12 protein-coding genes are annotated in these 15,993 nt (G+C 63.9%); 6 read left to right on the top strand and 6 right to left on the bottom strand.

Features of this window, described 5'->3' with window-relative positions:
- Positions 1 to 162 precede the first annotated feature (162 nt).
- From MRBLSP13_RS18040 to MRBLSP13_RS18030, 3 genes are all read right to left on the bottom strand, one after another.
- Positions 163 to 873 (bottom strand): response regulator transcription factor, encoded by a 711-nt coding sequence (locus MRBLSP13_RS18040; RefSeq protein WP_363737302.1) that lies wholly within the window; start codon positions 871 to 873, stop codon positions 163 to 165.
- Positions 874 to 880: 7 nt separating this feature from the next.
- Complete coding sequence (locus MRBLSP13_RS18035) at positions 881 to 1,321, bottom strand: hypothetical protein (RefSeq protein WP_363737303.1); 441 nt, start codon at positions 1,319 to 1,321, stop codon at positions 881 to 883.
- A gap of 174 nt (positions 1,322 to 1,495) precedes the next feature.
- On the bottom strand, positions 1,496 to 2,032 hold the full coding sequence (locus MRBLSP13_RS18030; RefSeq protein WP_363737304.1) for a hypothetical protein: 537 nt from the start codon (positions 2,030 to 2,032) through the stop codon (positions 1,496 to 1,498).
- 282 nt (positions 2,033 to 2,314) lie between these two features.
- Between MRBLSP13_RS18030 and MRBLSP13_RS18025 the strand changes: the two genes are divergently transcribed.
- The 5 genes from MRBLSP13_RS18025 to MRBLSP13_RS18005 all read left to right on the top strand — a co-directional run bounded on the left by MRBLSP13_RS18025 (position 2,315) and on the right by MRBLSP13_RS18005 (position 10,335).
- A complete protein-coding gene (locus tag MRBLSP13_RS18025) occupies positions 2,315 to 3,409 on the top strand; it encodes a glycosyltransferase family 4 protein (RefSeq protein ID WP_363737305.1) in 1,095 nt (364 codons plus the stop codon).
- 15 nt (positions 3,410 to 3,424) lie between these two features.
- On the top strand, positions 3,425 to 5,692 hold the full coding sequence (locus tag MRBLSP13_RS18020) for an amylo-alpha-1,6-glucosidase (RefSeq protein ID WP_363737306.1): 2,268 nt from the start codon (positions 3,425 to 3,427) through the stop codon (positions 5,690 to 5,692).
- Between the two features lie 70 nt (positions 5,693 to 5,762).
- The gene (locus tag MRBLSP13_RS18015) at positions 5,763 to 6,512 is read left to right on the top strand and encodes an SDR family NAD(P)-dependent oxidoreductase (protein WP_363737307.1); all 750 of its coding nucleotides are present in this window, start codon (positions 5,763 to 5,765) and stop codon (positions 6,510 to 6,512) included.
- Positions 6,513 to 6,671: 159 nt separating this feature from the next.
- The gene (locus MRBLSP13_RS18010; protein WP_363737308.1) at positions 6,672 to 8,990 is read left to right on the top strand and encodes a TonB-dependent receptor; all 2,319 of its coding nucleotides are present in this window, start codon (positions 6,672 to 6,674) and stop codon (positions 8,988 to 8,990) included.
- 4 nt (positions 8,991 to 8,994) lie between these two features.
- The gene (locus tag MRBLSP13_RS18005; protein WP_363737309.1) at positions 8,995 to 10,335 is read left to right on the top strand and encodes an alkaline phosphatase family protein; all 1,341 of its coding nucleotides are present in this window, start codon (positions 8,995 to 8,997) and stop codon (positions 10,333 to 10,335) included.
- Between the two features lie 30 nt (positions 10,336 to 10,365).
- On the opposite strand, the gene MRBLSP13_RS18000 is transcribed toward MRBLSP13_RS18005, so the two are convergent.
- On the bottom strand, positions 10,366 to 10,884 hold the full coding sequence (locus tag MRBLSP13_RS18000) for a CYTH domain-containing protein (RefSeq protein WP_363737310.1): 519 nt from the start codon (positions 10,882 to 10,884) through the stop codon (positions 10,366 to 10,368).
- Between the two features lie 106 nt (positions 10,885 to 10,990).
- Entirely contained in the window at positions 10,991 to 11,551 is a 561-nt protein-coding gene (locus MRBLSP13_RS17995; RefSeq protein ID WP_363737311.1) for a DnaJ domain-containing protein, read from the bottom strand.
- A 276-nt stretch (positions 11,552 to 11,827) separates the two neighbouring features.
- Between MRBLSP13_RS17995 and MRBLSP13_RS17990 the strand changes: the two genes are divergently transcribed.
- Complete coding sequence (locus MRBLSP13_RS17990; RefSeq protein WP_363755914.1) at positions 11,828 to 12,733, top strand: DMT family transporter; 906 nt, start codon at positions 11,828 to 11,830, stop codon at positions 12,731 to 12,733.
- A 161-nt stretch (positions 12,734 to 12,894) separates the two neighbouring features.
- On the opposite strand, the gene MRBLSP13_RS17985 is transcribed toward MRBLSP13_RS17990, so the two are convergent.
- Complete coding sequence (locus tag MRBLSP13_RS17985; protein ID WP_363755912.1) at positions 12,895 to 15,942, bottom strand: glycosyl hydrolase family 28-related protein; 3,048 nt, start codon at positions 15,940 to 15,942, stop codon at positions 12,895 to 12,897.
- Between the last annotated feature and the right edge of the window lie 51 nt (positions 15,943 to 15,993).

Here is a 15,993-nt window from a genome sequence, read left to right as displayed (position 1 = left end):
GGCCTTGAGGATGCACAATAGGGAAGCGTTTTTGCTGCGCCGCAGCGGCTTTGTTAAATAATATGTCTGAGCGATGGAAAGCGCGATCAAGCTCGCGGTTCGTCCGATTTTGCCGCAGAATCAATGCAATGGAAGAGAAACATTCGGCCGCGCCCGGGTGGATCAGCGCCGGTCGACCTCGGCGCTGAACATATATCCGCCGCCGCGCACCGTAACGATGGGCGCGGGCCGGCCGCCATGGCTCAGCTTGCGCCGCAACCGGCTGACCAGCACGTCGACGCTGCGGTCGGAGGATGGCGTGTCGCGCACGCCGGCCAGTTCCATCAGGCGCGGACGGGCGATCACCACCTGCGGATGATCGAGCAAGACCAGCAGCAACGAAAATTCGGCTGCGGTCAACTCGACCTGCGCACCGTCGGGATCGAGAACTTCGCGCCGGGAAGAATCCACCACCCATCCTTCGAACCGCGCCTCGGCCGGGCGGCGCGCGCCCAGGGCTCGTTCATTACGTCCCCGCCGCAGCACGGCGCGCAGGCGGGCGGCCAGCTCGCGCGTCGAATAGGGCTTCGCCATGTAATCGTCGGCGCCCAGTTCCAGCCCGACCACGCGGTCGACCTCGCTGCTGTTGGCGCCGACCAGGATGATCGGCACGTCGCTGCGTTCGCGCACGTCGCGACACAGATCCATGCCGTCCGCACCACGCAAAGCAGCATCCAGCACGACCGCTCCAACGGGCATGCTGTCTATCGCATTCCAGATTTCGTTCGCGGAGGCGGCGGCGAGGGCGCGAAACCCGTTCTCCTCCAGCGACTGGCGCACGTCGTGGCGCGCATCCCGCTGGGCCTCCGCGATCAAAATGAGCGGTGGACTCATTCGCGGGTTACGAACCCTTTGTGGACAGCGCCTGAATGCCGTCCAGTTCACCCAGCAACACGGCGCGGTCCTGCTGCGCCACGGCCACGGCCTGGGCCGCACGGGCGCTGTGATGGCGTGCGACTTCCGCCTGGATTTCATCGCGGGCGGCAGTGCAGCTGCCGGCATGGCTGCCCGACAGCGGAGCAAAGCGGTGGATCGGCTTGGCGACGGCAGCCAGCGTGCGACCCTGCGTCGCGACGTCGCGGTTCACCACCAGTTCGGCCTGCCAGCGGCATACCGGCATGGACGGACGATTGGCCAAACGCGATTCGACCTCACGGAAGCGGACGGTCGATTCGGTTTCGTAGCGCGCCTGATAGGCGTTCGATGCATGGGCGATTTCAGCGCTGTGGATTGGCGTGGCGACGGCGAGTGCCGCCGCGCTGGACGCAAGAATGAGCAACATGGAGCCTTCTCCCTGACAACCGGAAATGGTCATCAGGCTTTAGGCGGACTGAATGTCTCCGAAATTTGCCGAGCGTTACAAATTGTTGCTCAAGCATTTTCCGACCCAGACGGGTGGGAGGACATGAGACGCGACCCGTATCCTTCCCCACCATCTATTCCGATGGCCGATCTGTCACGCCATGCGCATCAGGATGGGAGCCTCGACCTTGTGACTGGCGATATGTTCCAGCAGTGACGACAGCCATAGCGCATCACTCGCCGCCCGGTGACGTTGCGGGCGAAGCGCGTCGGCAAAGGCGACCGCATCCATGATCTGCTGCTCGCTTGCGCGATGTTCGTCAAGCAGCAGCGAAACATGGTCGATCAGGAAGGGCGTGGCCTGCCCTGCCGCATCAGCCAGGGTGTCGAGCCAATATTGGTCGATCATGCTGTCGGCCACCATCCGCGATTTCCCGCAGGCATCGGTCAATTCCGCCAGCACGGTTTCGACGGGCAAACCCTCGCGGAAGATCCGATCGAGGGTCAGTCCGTGCAGCCCCTCCGCCTCGGCCGACCAATGCCAGCCCGCCCAATCGTCATGCGGCCGGATCAGCCAGCTTCGCGCCTTGCCATTGCAGGCTATGCCGACTTCGATGGGATAGGACAGGCCATGCCGGGGCAGGCACGACGCCTCGAAATCGATCGTGAGGATCGTCAACTCGCTCTCCATATTCCAAGGCCATGTCCGCCCCCTCTTCGGACCGGCCAGCCAGATTCTCGCTGAGGCTTTCCTAAGCGGCGACTATGTCAGACCGAAGTCAGCGGCTTGGAAAATGATGCGGACGGGCGCTTTCCGGCGACCGGCCGAGCGGGCTCACCCATCGGAAAATCCTGACATGAAAGCGCAATGGCCATGCAACCTGCAGGCCGTTCACGCTTTTAACGATGGGCGCCCATCGCAGGTCGGGGGATCGGTGGAGGCGCTCTCTTCACGAAAGGGATGCCCCCGACCATGAAAATCGCACAAATCGCTCCGCTTGCCGAAAGCGTGCCGCCGCGCCTTTATGGCGGCACCGAACGCATCGTGTCCTATCTGACCGAAGAACTGGTGAGGCAGGGTCATGAGGTGACGCTGTTCGCCAGCGGCGATTCGGTGACCCAGGCGGAACTGGTGCCGGTGACCGACATGGCGTTGCGGCTCAATCCGGACGTGCGCGATCCCATTCCCTACCATATGATCCTGCTCGACGCGGTGCGCCGTAGGGCGGATGAATTCGACGCCCTGCATTTCCACATCGACCTCATCCACATGCCGCTGGTGCAGGATTTCCTCGGCCGCTGCGTGACGACGCTGCACGGCCGGCTGGACCTGCCTGATCTTCCCGCCTTCTACCGCGCCTTTCCCAATCACAGCCTGGTGTCCATTTCCGACCATCAGCGGCTGCCGATGCCGCCGGTGAACTGGGCGAGGACCATCCATCACGGCCTGCCGGCCGACCTGCTGCTGCCCCGTATCGGTCAGGGCGAGGGCTATCTCGCATTTCTTGGCCGGATTTCGCCGGAAAAGCGCCCCGACCGGGCCATCCGCATCGCCGCGCGATCGGGATTGCCGCTCAGGATGGCGGCGAAGATCGACGCGGTGGACCGCGCCTATTGGGAGCAGGAGATCGCACCGCTTATCGAGCGTTATCCCAATGTCTACTATGTCGGGGAGATCAACGAGGCGCAGAAGGCGGAATTTCTGAGCCGTGCAAGCGCTCTGCTGTTTCCCATCGACTGGCCCGAACCCTTTGGCCTGGTGATGATAGAGGCCATGGCCTGCGCCACCCCGGTCATCGCTTTTCGCTGCGGGTCCGTCCCGGAAGTGATCGACCATGGCCGGTCGGGCTATATCGTCGAAAGCGAGGACGAAGCAGTCGAGGCGGTCCACGGGGTTCACGAGCTCGACCGCGCGAAGGTACGCGCCGCCTTTGACGCACGCTTCACGGCAGAGCGGATGGCCGCCGATTATGTTCAGCTTTATCACGATCTTCCCGGTGCGCGGACGCAGGCCGCGATGCTGCGCCGGTTACGCGGCGAAGGTTCGGAACTTCAGGTCGTGGGATAAGATCAGGAGAGAGGCATGACGGCAAGCCAGTTGCAGCCGGAAAACCCGACCCCTCCGGTCCGGAATGTCGATCCCGGCGCCATGGACCCCGGTACCGGCAATCCAGGACAGGCGCTATCGCAGGCGCAGACGCAATTCTTCATTCCGGCGACGGCGTCGCTCCATGAGCGACGCCCCCGGACGCTGAAACATGGAGACAGCTTCGCCGTCTTCGACCATAGCGGCGACGCGATCGCGGGTCCGGGCAGTCCGGAAGGGCTGTATCATCGCGACACCCGGCATTTGTCGCATCTCTATCTCACCATCAACGACACCCGGCCGATCCTGCTCAGTTCAGGCCTTCGCGACGATAACGCGATGCTCACCTGCGACCTTACCAATCCCGATTTCACGGGCGAGGACGGACAAGTGGCGGTGGAACATGATCTCATCCACCTGCGTCGCACCCGTTTCCTGTGGGAAGGTGCGGTCCATGAACGGATCACGATCCGCAATTTCGACACGGAAGTCCGCACGGTGGAGGTGAATATCAGCTTCGCTGCTGATTTTGCGGACCTGTTCGAAATACGCGGCATGACCCGGCTGCGGCGCGGAACCATGCGTGAGCCGGTGATTGGCCCCCGGTCCGTACGGCTTGGCTATGACGGGCGCGACGACATGCGGCGCGAAACCTTGCTGTGCTTCGACCCGGCGCCGCAGATCCTGACGGAAAGCCGGGCGCGGTTCGAGGTGAGCGTTCCGCCCGGTGAGCGGCGCACGCTCTACCTGCTCATCTGTTGTCAACCGCGGGACGACGAGCCGGCAGGTGACCTGTCCAAGCATTTCCTCAAGACGCTGCGCGAATCGATGCAGGCGTTGAAACAGGCGCGTACGCGCGGGGCGACCATCATATCATCCAACCAGTTGTTCAACGAGGTTACACGGCGATCCGTCGCCGACATTACCATGTTGTCGACCGACACCGAATATGGGCCCTATCCCTATGCCGGCATTCCGTGGTTCAGCACTGTGTTCGGGCGCGATGCGATCATCACCGCGTTGGAGACGCTATGGCTGGACCCGGCGATCAGTCGGGGAGTCCTGGGCTATCTGGCCGCGAACCAGGCGACCGCCTACGACGCCGCCGCCGATGCAGAACCGGGCAAGATCCTGCATGAAGTGCGCCATGGCGAAATGGCGGAACTGGGGGAAGTCCCCTTCCGCCATTATTATGGCAGCATCGATTCGACGCCGCTGTTCGTCATGCTGGCCGGCGCCTATCTGGAACGAACGGGCGACGGCGGCTTCATCGCCTCCATCCTGCCAAATGTCGAGGCTGCGCTCAGATGGATAGACGAGCATGGCGACCGCGACGGCGACGGCTTCGTGGAATATGGTCGACTGACCGATCAGGGGCTGGTCAATCAGGGGTGGAAGGACAGCCATGATTCGGTCTTCCACGCCAATGGCACCATTGCGCGCGGCCCGATCGCGCTGGCGGAGGTGCAGGCCTATGTCTACGGCGCCTGGCGGGCGGCGGAGGCGATCTTCACTGCGCTGGGCGACCGGGACAAGGCGCTGAACCATCGGGCGCGGGCGGACGATCTGCGGGACCTGTTCGACGCCGCCTTTTTCGACGCCGGGATCGGCACCTATGTGCTGGCCCTGGATGGGGAAAAGAGGCCGTGCCGCGTCCGCTCCTCCAATGCCGGACACGTGCTGTTCACCGGACTCGCCAGGGAAGAGCGCGCGGATATGGTGGTACACACGCTGATGGCGCCCGCTTCCTTTTCCGGCTGGGGCGTGCGGACCATCGCCTCGACAGAGGCGCGCTACAACCCGATGAGCTACCATAACGGATCGATCTGGCCGCATGACAATGCGCTGATCGCCGCAGGCTTCTCCCGCTATGGTTATCGCGCGCAGGCGGCGCAGATTTTCGAAGGGCTGTTCGCCGCCGCGACCTATGTCGACCTGATGCGGTTGCCCGAACTGTTCTGCGGCTTTCCCCGGCGGCGGGCGCAGGGTCCAACCTTCTACCCCGTGGCGTGCAGTCCGCAGGCATGGTCCGCGGCGGCGCCCCTGTCGCTGGTCCAGTCGAGCCTGGGCCTGACCTTCGATGTCGCGGGGGCGGAGATCGCCCTGCGCGACCCCACGCTGCCCCGCTTCATCGACGAGCTGACGCTCTACGGCCTGCGCCTCGGGGACGCGGCGGTCGACATCGCCTTCGACCGGATGGGCGACAAGGTCGTGGTGAAGCCGCTCGACCGGAAGGGACATGCGCGCGTCGTGACCATTGCCTGACAAATGGCGCTTGGCATTGCCGCAAATCGGCTTACATCCCCCGTCATTGGCTGACAGGATGGAATGAAGCATGGCAGGAACGGCGCTGATCACCGGAGCAACCGCTGGCATCGGTGCCGCGTCCGCGCGGCGCTTTGTCGCTGCCGGATGGAAGGTGGTCGTCACTGGCCGCCGCGCCGAACGGCTGGAGGCGTTGGTCGGGGAACTGGGCGCGGACAAGGTGCATGCGATCAGCTTCGACATGCGCGACGAAGGCGCCATCGACGCCGCCCTGGCCGAACTGCCCACAGACTTTGCCGATGTCGACCTGTTGATCAACAATGCCGGACTGGCGCTGGGTACGGCGCCCGCACAACAGGCCGATCTCGACCAATGGCGCCAGATGATCGACACCAATGTCACCAGCCTGGTCACCATCACCCACAAGCTGTTGCCCCGCCTGATCGCGCGCAGGGGAGTGATCATCAACATCAGCTCGGTCGCGGCGACCTATCCCTATACGGGCGGCAATGTCTATGGCGGCACCAAGGCGTTCGTCAGCCAGTTTTCTCTGGGGCTGCGGTCTGACCTGCATGGCACCGGCGTGCGCGTGACGTCGATCGAGCCGGGCATGGTCGAAACCGAATTCACCCTGGTCCGCACCGGCAGCCAGGCGGCTTCGGACGCGCTCTATGGGGCCGCCAATCCGATGACGGCGGAGGATATCGCCGAAACCCTGTTCTGGGTCGCCAGCCAGCCGCCCCACATCAATCTCAATCGCATCGAACTCATGCCGGTCACCCAGTCCTTTGCCGGGTTCCAGGTCGCTCGCGAGGGTTAGGGAAATTCACGCCGTCACTGCCGGGCCATGCATGCACCGGCATTGTGACAGCACCGTCACGGAAACGTCTCCCTCCCGTCAAACACTCCACATCGCAGTGCAACATTGAGCCGCTAGGGCGCCCCCCAATCCACGATTGCGGAAAAAGGGGAAGTTCACATGCGTATCACCACAACCTTGCTGATGGCCTCCACGGCCATGATCGCCATGCCAGCCTTCGCGCAGGAAACCGCGCCTGCGCCATCAGCGGCGGAAGCAGCAGCCGAAGATGCGAACATCATCGTCTTCGGCCGGGGCGAAACCCGTCAGGTTCAGGAAATCCAGGCGCAGGACATCGTCACGCTGACGCCCGGCACCAACCCGCTGAAGGCCATCGAAAAGCTGCCCAGCGTCAATTTCCAGTCGGCTGATCCGTTCGGCAATTATGAATGGTCGCAGCGCGTCACCATCCGCAGCTTCAACCAGAATCAGCTCGGCTTCACCTTCGACGGCATTCCGCTGGGCGACATGAGCTATGGCAACCATAATGGCCTGCACATCACCCGCGCCATCAGTTCTGAAAATATCGGCAATGTGCGCGTTTCGCAGGGGGCCGGCTCCATCGGCACCCAGGCGACCAATGCGCTGGGCGGCACTGTGGAAACCTTCTCCGCCGATCCGGCCGATTATCTGAGCGGCGGCGCGCTGGCTGGCCAGGGCAACCTTACCTATGGCAGCAATGAAACCTGGCGCGCCTTCGCCCGCCTGGCGCTGGGCCGCCGCGACGGCATCCGCGGCTATGCCTCTTATGCCTATGGTTCGACCGACAAATATAAGGGCAATGGCACGCAGGACCAGCATATGGGCAATGCCAAGGTCGTGATCCCGGTCGGTGACGTGACGGTCGACGGTTGGCTCAGCTATTCCGACCGGCGTGAACAGGATTATCAGGACATGTCGATGTCCATGATCCGCCGGCTCGGCTGGAATTGGGACAACACCTATCCCGACTATGCCCGCGCGATCGATTATGCCAGCCGCCTCAACGACGTGGACCGGGTCAGCAACAGCGGCGGGTCGCCCTTCCCCGATGGGCGCTACGACTATAGCGGCGCGCTGGTCGCCACGGGCCAGGTCTATCCCGGCAACGTTACCAGCGCGGACGACGCCTATTATGATGCCGCCGGCCTGCGCAAGGACTGGCTGGGCGCGGTCGGCATCGCCGCACCCTTGGGCGAACAGGCCAGCTTCAAGCTCAAGGGCTATTACCACCACAACAAGGGCATGGGCCTGTGGGCGACGCCCTATGTGCCCAGTCCCAATGGCGTGCCGATGTCGGTTCGCACCACCGAATATGAGATGGACCGGATCGGCGTCTTCGGCAGCGTCGACGTCGCGCTGGGCATACAGAATTTCACCATCGGGGGTTGGTATGAGAACAACAGGTTCAACCAGGCCCGCCGTTTCTATGCGTTCGCCAGCCGGACCGAGCCGGGCCTCAGCTTCCGCGACTATCCGACAAATCCCTTTGCAACGCAGTGGGAATTCGACTTCACCACCGACACCGCCCAATATTATGTCCAGGACAAGATCGACCTTGGCATGGTGAAGATCAACCTGGGGTGGAAAGGCTTCAAGGTCACGAACGAAGCCGATGCCGTCGTCAAGGCCAGCTTCCCGGAGGGGCGCATCAAGGCGGAGGACTGGTTCCAGCCGCATGCCGGTTTCGCGGTGGAACTGTCCCCGCAGACGGAAGTTTTCGGCGGGTTCACCCAGGCGACCCGCGCCTTCGCCAGCGCGACGACGACCGGCCCCTTCTCGACCAGCCAGGCCGGCTTCGACGCGATCAAGGGCAGCCTGAAACCCGAAGCGTCGGACACCTATGAACTGGGCCTGCGTCATCATGACGGCATCTTCAACGGCGTGATTGGCGCATATCTGGTCAACTTCCGCAACCGTCTCCTCGCGGTGCAGGTCGGCAGCCCCATTCAGGGCTTCGCATCCGCCCTTCAGAATGTCGGTAATGTCCGCGCAATCGGCGTGGAAGCGGCAGGCACGCTGACGCTCGGCCGCGGTTTCAGCCTCTATGGTTCCTACAGCTACACGGATTCGACCTATCGCGACGATGTGGTTGACGCCAGCGGCACCGTCACGCCGATCAAGGGCAAGACTGTGGTCGACAGCCCCAAGCATATCGCCCGGGCCGAGATCAGCTACGACCATGAGGGCGCGTTCGGGCGGATCGGCGTCAACTATATGTCGCGCCGCTATTATACCTACACCAATGATCAATCGGTACCGGGCCGGATGATCGTGGATGCCAGCGTCGGCTATCGCTTCAACCAGAATCTGGAGTTGCAGCTCAACGCCACCAACCTGCTCGACAAGCGCTATATCGGCACGATCGGTTCGGGCGGCTTCGGCAATAGCGGCGACGCCCAGACCCTGCTGGTCGGGGCCCCCGCGCAATTCTTCGCCACCTTGAAGGCCGGGTTCTAAGGCGATGAACAAGGTCGCGCTGCTGCTGGCCGCCCTCGCCGCTCTTCCGGGAGCGGCCATGGCGAACCCGGTCCTGCTCATCTCCATCGATGGGCTGCGCCCCGGCGACGTGCTGGAGGCAGACAAGCGCGGCCTTGCCATCCCCAATCTGCGCCGCTTCGTTCGGGAGGGCGCATACACCTCCGGAGTGACCGGGGTGCTGCCCACCCTGACCTATCCAAGCCATACGACATTGATCACCGGCGTGGCGCCTGCGCGGCACGGGATCACGGCCAACAACAGCTTTGATCCCACCGGGATCAACCAGGGCGGCTGGACCTGGTATGCTTCCGATATCCAGGTGCCGACCCTGTGGGAAGAGGCAAGCAAAGCGGGTCTCACCACCGGCAATGTCCATTGGCCGGTCAGCGTCGCGGCGAAGGGCGTGACCTGGAACCTGCCGCAAATCTGGCGCACCGGCCATGCCGATGACGTCAAGCTGCTGGATGCTTTGGCAACGCCCGGGCTGCGAGCAGAACTGGAACGCGCCACCGGCACATCCTATGCCATGGGGATAGACGAAAGCCTGGCGGGCGATGAAAATCGCGGCCGCTTTGCCACTGCGCTGATCGAAGCGCATCGGCCGGATTTCCTGACCGTTTATCTGACCGCGCTTGACCATGAGCAGCACGCAAAGGGTCCGGACACGCCGGAAGCCCATGCTGTGCTGGAACAGATCGACGGGATCGTCGGCCAACTGGTTGCCGCGGAACGCAAGGCACATCCCGATGCGGTGATCGCGCTGGTCAGCGACCACGGGTTCGAGACCACGCACAGCGCCGTCAACCTGTTCCGTCCCTTCATCGACGAAAAGCTGATCACGCTGGGGCAGGACGGCAAGGTCGCCTCCTGGCTGGCCATGCCCTGGATATCCGGCGGATCGGCCGCGATCATGCTGGCCCGGCCGGATGACAGGGCGCTCGCCGCGCGGGTCAGGGCGCTGCTCGACAGGCTGGCGGCCGACCCCGCTTATGGCATTGCGCGCATCGCCGACCGCGCACAGATCGCGCAGATGGGCGGCAATCCGCTGGCGGCCTTCTATGTCGATCTCCAGCCTGACTTCGTGACCGACATCTTCCGCGGGCCTGCCGCGCCGCTGGTCGCGCCTGCCCCGATCAAGGGCATGCACGGCTATTTTCCGGGACCAGCCCATCTGCAGTCAACCTTCCTGCTGATGGGTGAGGGCATTCCCGCCGGTCGGAAACTGGGGCAGGTCGACATGCGCGCCATCGCCCCGACGCTGGCGCGGATCATGGGCGCTGGTCTGCCCGACGCAGAGAAGCCGGCGATCGATCTGCGCCCCTGACCGATATGCCGTTGCGGCAAAATCCCGCGATCAAACCGCCGCTTCGAAACCCCGCATGAGTGCAATGGCGGAGTTGCGGAAACGCAGGTCGTCGGTCACCTCCTCCCCCACCCAATCGGGCAGGTCGAACCGTTCGTCCAGGGATCGCATCTCGACCTCTGCCAGCACCAGTCCCTCAGCTGCCCCCGCAAAGACGTCGACTTCCCAGATCTTGCCGTCATGCGGCACGCGGTAACGCGTTTTCCTGATCAGCGTATCGGTGCAGAGCCGGTCGAGCATGTCCGCCGCATCCGCAGCCGGTATCGCATATTCGAATTCGTCCCTGACCATGCCCGCACGGGCGCTCTTCACGGTGAGCCATGCCTGGTCCCCCGACAGGCGGACGCGGACGCTGGCATGCCCTTCATGCGAGACATAACCCTGGCGCAGGGGCCGCCCGGCATCCGCCATCCTTCGCCATGCATCGCTCACGACCAGGAATTTCCGTTCGATCTCGACTGCCATGAACGCTCCGACAAAGGATCGCCAGTCGCCGGCGAACTGATCCATGTTTAGCGCATGCGGGACGTGAGCGGGAGTCGGTTCGTCGCAGCTGAACAATCATGCTTCCCGAAACCACCGGTGCACGGCTTCGGGCCGATGGCTGGAATCGCCTTCAGGGGTCGATCGTCCGCCCGATCAGCAATTTTTCCCGCATCACCGTCTGAGACATGGCAATCACGTGATCCACGCCCTCAATGGTGATCGCCAATGTCCCATGCTCGGTAATTTCGATGAGGCCCTTCGCCTTCAAATACCAGAGATGGAATTCAAAATGCGCATCTGAACAGCCGAGCATCTTTTGAACATAATAGCGCCCCACGCCGGCATCCTGCGCATTCTCCCTTCTCCTCTTGTACAGGAACAGCAGAATTTTGGAGTGGGCGTCCGCGTCGTCATAAGCCGATTGTTCGCCATCCCCTTCATCTTCCGCCTGAAACCGAAAGCCTGTCCTGGCCGAGTAGAGGAGGTCGTATTGCGCGCGTTGCTCCGGGTTTCTGAGCGCCTTGTATGCGGCAACCACGTCGTTGAACTTCGTGACGTCGGCGGTTTCCGCATGATCGGGATGGTACATCTTCGCAAGCAGGCGATAGGCGGCCTCCAGCCTGCGCGCATCGCAGTTCGGGCTGACCTGCAAGACACTGTAGTAATCAATGAATGATTGGCCATCAGCCATCACAACGTCCCCCGAACAATATCCCCCTGCATATGCCCGCCCGGACAGCCGCCAGCAACAACTCTGACGCTGATGTCGACTGCCCGAGGGGTAGGCCATATCGACCCCGGCCAATCGGGCAGCATAGCCACAACATCCAGATCGAAATCGCCTAGCGTCGCCGCCCCATTCAGCCCAGGCCGGTGGCGGCAGAGGGACGATGAGAGCAGGCTGGCAACGCGGCCGTCCCGCGTCTAAGGAGCGGCCGACGAAAGCGAAGTGAAAAGGCGACCGGTTTTGAACTTGCAGGTACGGGCCTATGCCATGCTGGGCATGACCATGACCTTCTGGGCGGGCAATGTGATAGTCGGACGGGCGGTACGGGGCGAGATTCCACCGCTGATGCTGGCCTTCAGCCGCTGGACGCTGGCGCTCCTGATCCTGGCCCCGTTCGCGTGGCGCCGGGCCGTCGCCCAGCGCGCGCTGATCCGCCGCCATTGGGGCGCGATCCTGCTCCTCGGCCTGGCCGGCGTCGCTGCGTTCAACGGCTTCCTCTATTCGGGGCTGCGCTACACGACCGCGGCGAACAGCATGTTGCTGCAGGGATTAATCCCGACATTGGTGGTCATCGTCGGCAGCGTTGTTTTCGGCGACAAGGCGCCCTGGCGCCAGGTCGCCGGCATCGCATTGTCGACGTTGGGCGTGACGTTCATCGTGTTCCGGGGCGAGCTGTCCGAAATCCTGCGGCTGCGATTGGGCATGGGGGACTTTCTGGTGCTGTGCGGCTGCGCCTCATGGGGGATCTACACCGCGTCCCTCCGCCTGCGCCCACCCATCGATCCGCTAGTCTTCCTGTTCGTGACCTTCGCCATCGGCGCGCTGGCAATGGGTGTCGGCGCCCTGAGCGAAGCGCAGGCGATCGCGCAGATGCACTGGAACACACACATGGTCGCCGCCATAGCCTATGTCGCGATCTTTCCCTCCATCCTCGCCTATATGTCGTTCAATGCGGCGGTCAGCCATGTGGGGCCCGGCGCGGCCGGACAGGCGATCAGCCTGATGCCGCTGCTGGGCGCCGTCCTGGCCGCGATGATCCTGGGGGAACCGCTGTTCGCCTATCATCTGGTTGGCATGGCGCTGATATTGAGCGGCGTATTGCTGGGCTGGGGCGCACGCACGCGGATGGCGGAAAAGCGAGGCTGACCGATCCCGTCCTGGGCGGCGTCGCGGACCTTAGAGCATCGTGCGCAAAAGTGGGAACCGGTTTTGCGCAAAAACGATGCGCCATCAAAAACATAGAGCGGGTTGCTTGTTTGCCGCGATTTCTTGACCAGCGATCGGTTCCGATCGCTTGGAAATCGCTCTTACCGATCGCGCCCCGGCCTTGCCGCGTACAGGCCATGGTGCGAGAGGATGAAGAGGGTTCTACCCCCTTCCCCGCCGAAGAGAAGTTGCAGGGGCCGTTCGGGCACATCGATGCGGCCGATCTCCTTACCGTCGGGGGCATAGACGAAGACCTGCCCATTGGCGACATAGACCCGCCCCTGCGCATCCACCGCGACGCCCTCCCCTCCGCGATCCGCGAAGGGCCGGAGGTCGGTGATCGCGCCGCTCGCGCCCAGCAGGCCGCTATAGGTGCGGTTTTCCGAACCATTGGTCAGGAAGACGCGCTGGCCCGGCTCTCCCTGGATGAAGCCGTAGCTGTCGAGCGAATCGGAGAAGCGCAGACCGCGATGGTCGGTCGGACCCTGCGCGAAGGTGCGGAAGGCCGGCAGGGAGATGCTGCCGTCCGGGGAGACATATTCGCTCGCCTTGGGCAATGCCATGTCGCGCGCGAACATCTCCGCCAGCGTCGTGAACGCGTAGCTTTGGGGATCGATCTGGTCGCGGAATTCGCCATTGTTCCACCAGTTGACCGGCAGCACCGTCCTTCTGGCCGGGCGGGCGGCGACGGGCGTTGCCGGAATGACGCTGATCTCGCTGTCGGGCGCGCCGGGCCTGACGCTGTAGACCGTGCCGTTGCGTCCGTAGGAGGAGAGGACGAGCAGATTGCCGGAACGGTCGATGCTGAGGTTGACCGGATCAAGGGAGGCGTCGCGCACCATCTCCAGCCTGCCCGCGTCCGACCAGCGCCAGATGCGCTGGAACCGGCGATCGATGAAATAGAGCCGCCCCTGCGCGTCCACCGCGCCGCCGCCTGCCGAATGGAAGCCGTCGGCCAGCTTCTCCACATTTCCACCCAGGAAATTGGCGGACTTCACCGGCGCCGGTCGGGCGGGCACATCCAGCACGGCGAATTCCCGTTCACGCACCTCGAGCCCGTGGGTCACGTCGCGAATGGCGTTTTCGAACGGGAATTTGGTGAGCCGCAGGAAGGTCGCGCAGCCATTTTCATCGCAGGTGCCAAGGCCGCTTTCGCCGTTCACATGGACATTGCGGAAACGGATGTCATGGGAATTGTAGAGGGTGACGGCGGCGGGTGCGGGCTCCCGGGTGCGGGTGACGCGATAGCCGTGGAAATTGGCGACCAATATGTTGCGCGAATCCCTGATCTCCAGCGCCACGGCATCGCCGCTCTCCCCCGCTTCGCCCTCCGTCTGGGGGGCGAGCAGTTCCCAGTTGGCGACGCGGTTCAGGCCGATTTCGGTGCGGACATGATGTTCGACCGATACCTGGATGAGGCGGCCGGGCGTGTCCGTGTCGGAAATCAGGATGCCCGGATGGCCGAAGGTGCTGGGGCTCCAGATATTGGCGAAAGTTCCCCCGCCGCCCTGCGTGACCCAGAGGCTGGCATATTGGCCGGCCCAGCGGCGGGCGGCGTCGGGATCGCCGGTCGCATTGTTGTTGTAGGGATCGACCCGGCTGCCGTCGAAGCGGTCGGTGCCATGGCCGCCCTGGAATTTGACATCATTGACCATGGAACGGGCGCCGGCCTTCCACAACAGCGCCGTGGCGCGGGGATTGGCGCCGTTGGTGTTGAGGCCAAGCCCCGCGACGATGGCGTCGCCGCCCTGCGCGCTTTCCACCAGCGCCTTGGGCGCGCCCACTCCTGACCAGGCGGGCGCGCCGTCGGGCAGCACGATCTGCGTCAGGCTGGGGTGCAGGCCCAGCAGCACCGTATCGGGGCGCAGACGCAGCGTGTCGCTGACATGATAGAAGCCGGCGGGCAGATAGACGACGCGGTGACTGTCGATCGCCTTCTGAATGGCGGCGGTGTCGTCGGTCTTGTCATCCCCTTTGGCGCCGAGCGCGCGGACGCTCACCCATTCCGACACGGGCGGCAAGGGACGGATGGCGGGAGCCGGCAGGGCCGGCAGGGCGCCCATGGCCTCCGCCTGCATGTCCGTCCGGTAGGCGCCCATTTGTCCGACCCCCGGCAGCGTCATGCCGTGGGTGAAGGAGGCGACCTTGTAATCCGGCCCCTTGCCCGCGATGGTGCGGCCGCTTTCCCGGAAGCGGGCGAAGACGGGCATGTTGGCGGCCAGCACGTTCTGAAAACCGATCTGGGTATAGACATTCTTTTCGTTCGAGATGACGATGCCTGCCTTCGCCACATTTTCGAACCGCAGGTCCTGGCCCCAGAGCCAATCGCCATAGCCCCGGTCGATCTCTATGCCGACCGGCACGTTGCGGAAGGCGACATTGACCATCGTCAGCCCGGCCTCATGTTCGCGAATAGCGGCGTCGCGCTGCCCCTCGAACGTGGCGTCGACCAGCGCGAAGCCCCAGGCGGGAGACGACTTTTCCGCGAGGATGCCGTAGCGACCGCCCCTGAAATGCAGGTCTTCCGCTTCATTGGCGACATGGTAGAGGCCGGCAAGGCCCGAGCCGATGTCGAAATCGGCATGGCTGACGAAGCTGTGCTGGGCGGAATGAAAGCGGATCGCGGTGGCAGCCGGATTGCCGTCCATGATGCGGAAGTCGATATTGCCGAGCGCGGAATAGAAGGTGCCGGAATTGGCGTCCGCGATATTCCTGTTGAACGGAACGCTGCCCGCCGGGGGGAAGGCAATAGGCGGGGTATCCCCGTCGGTCTGGCGCCTGTTGGCGGTGAACATCAGCATATGGGCGACGCCGCGCTGAAAGCCCGGCGTGCTCCTGCCGAGCAGGATGACGGGGCGCTTTTCCCCGATGCCGAAGATGCGGACACCGGACCAGAGGAAGATGGTCCGGCTGATCCGGTAGGTGCCGGCCGGCAGGAAGACGATGCCGCCGCCCTTTTCCGCCGCCGCGTCGATGGCGCGCTGGATCGCCGCGCTGTCGTCCGCCCGGCCGTCGCCCACAGCCTTGACGGTAATGGCGCGCGGCTCGTCGGGCGCGCGCGTATAGACAGAGGACGAAGCGAGAGCAGGCTCCTGCGCCGCCAGCAACAGCAGCGCCGCCGCGCAGGCCCCGCTCAATCCACGAACCATCGACATACTCCGGTTACAAAGAAGTCCCGGCCGGTGAAGGCCGGGACGAGG

This window comes from Sphingobium sp. LSP13-1-1.1 (genome assembly GCF_040676415.1).
Lineage (GTDB): Bacteria > Pseudomonadota > Alphaproteobacteria > Sphingomonadales > Sphingomonadaceae > Sphingobium.
The sequence above is the reverse complement of the archived record's forward strand: the minus strand, read 5'-3'. Positions and strand labels throughout refer to the sequence as shown.

What these genes read in the sequence shown, in the direction of transcription:
- MRBLSP13_RS18040 (WP_363737302.1), bottom strand. Translation starts at nt 873, where the DNA reads ATGAGTCCACCGCTCATTTTGATCGCGGAGGCCCAGCGGGATGCGCGC.
- MRBLSP13_RS18035 (WP_363737303.1), bottom strand. Translation starts at nt 1,321, where the DNA reads ATGTTGCTCATTCTTGCGTCCAGCGCGGCGGCACTCGCCGTCGCCACG.
- MRBLSP13_RS18030 (WP_363737304.1), bottom strand. Translation starts at nt 2,032, where the DNA reads ATGGAGAGCGAGTTGACGATCCTCACGATCGATTTCGAGGCGTCGTGC.
- MRBLSP13_RS18025 (WP_363737305.1), top strand. Translation starts at nt 2,315, where the DNA reads ATGAAAATCGCACAAATCGCTCCGCTTGCCGAAAGCGTGCCGCCGCGC.
- MRBLSP13_RS18020 (WP_363737306.1), top strand. Translation starts at nt 3,425, where the DNA reads ATGACGGCAAGCCAGTTGCAGCCGGAAAACCCGACCCCTCCGGTCCGG.
- MRBLSP13_RS18015 (WP_363737307.1), top strand. Translation starts at nt 5,763, where the DNA reads ATGGCAGGAACGGCGCTGATCACCGGAGCAACCGCTGGCATCGGTGCC.
- MRBLSP13_RS18010 (WP_363737308.1), top strand. Translation starts at nt 6,672, where the DNA reads ATGCGTATCACCACAACCTTGCTGATGGCCTCCACGGCCATGATCGCC.
- MRBLSP13_RS18005 (WP_363737309.1), top strand. Translation starts at nt 8,995, where the DNA reads ATGAACAAGGTCGCGCTGCTGCTGGCCGCCCTCGCCGCTCTTCCGGGA.
- MRBLSP13_RS18000 (WP_363737310.1), bottom strand. Translation starts at nt 10,884, where the DNA reads ATGGATCAGTTCGCCGGCGACTGGCGATCCTTTGTCGGAGCGTTCATG.
- MRBLSP13_RS17995 (WP_363737311.1), bottom strand. Translation starts at nt 11,551, where the DNA reads ATGGCTGATGGCCAATCATTCATTGATTACTACAGTGTCTTGCAGGTC.
- MRBLSP13_RS17985 (WP_363755912.1), bottom strand. Translation starts at nt 15,942, where the DNA reads ATGGTTCGTGGATTGAGCGGGGCCTGCGCGGCGGCGCTGCTGTTGCTG.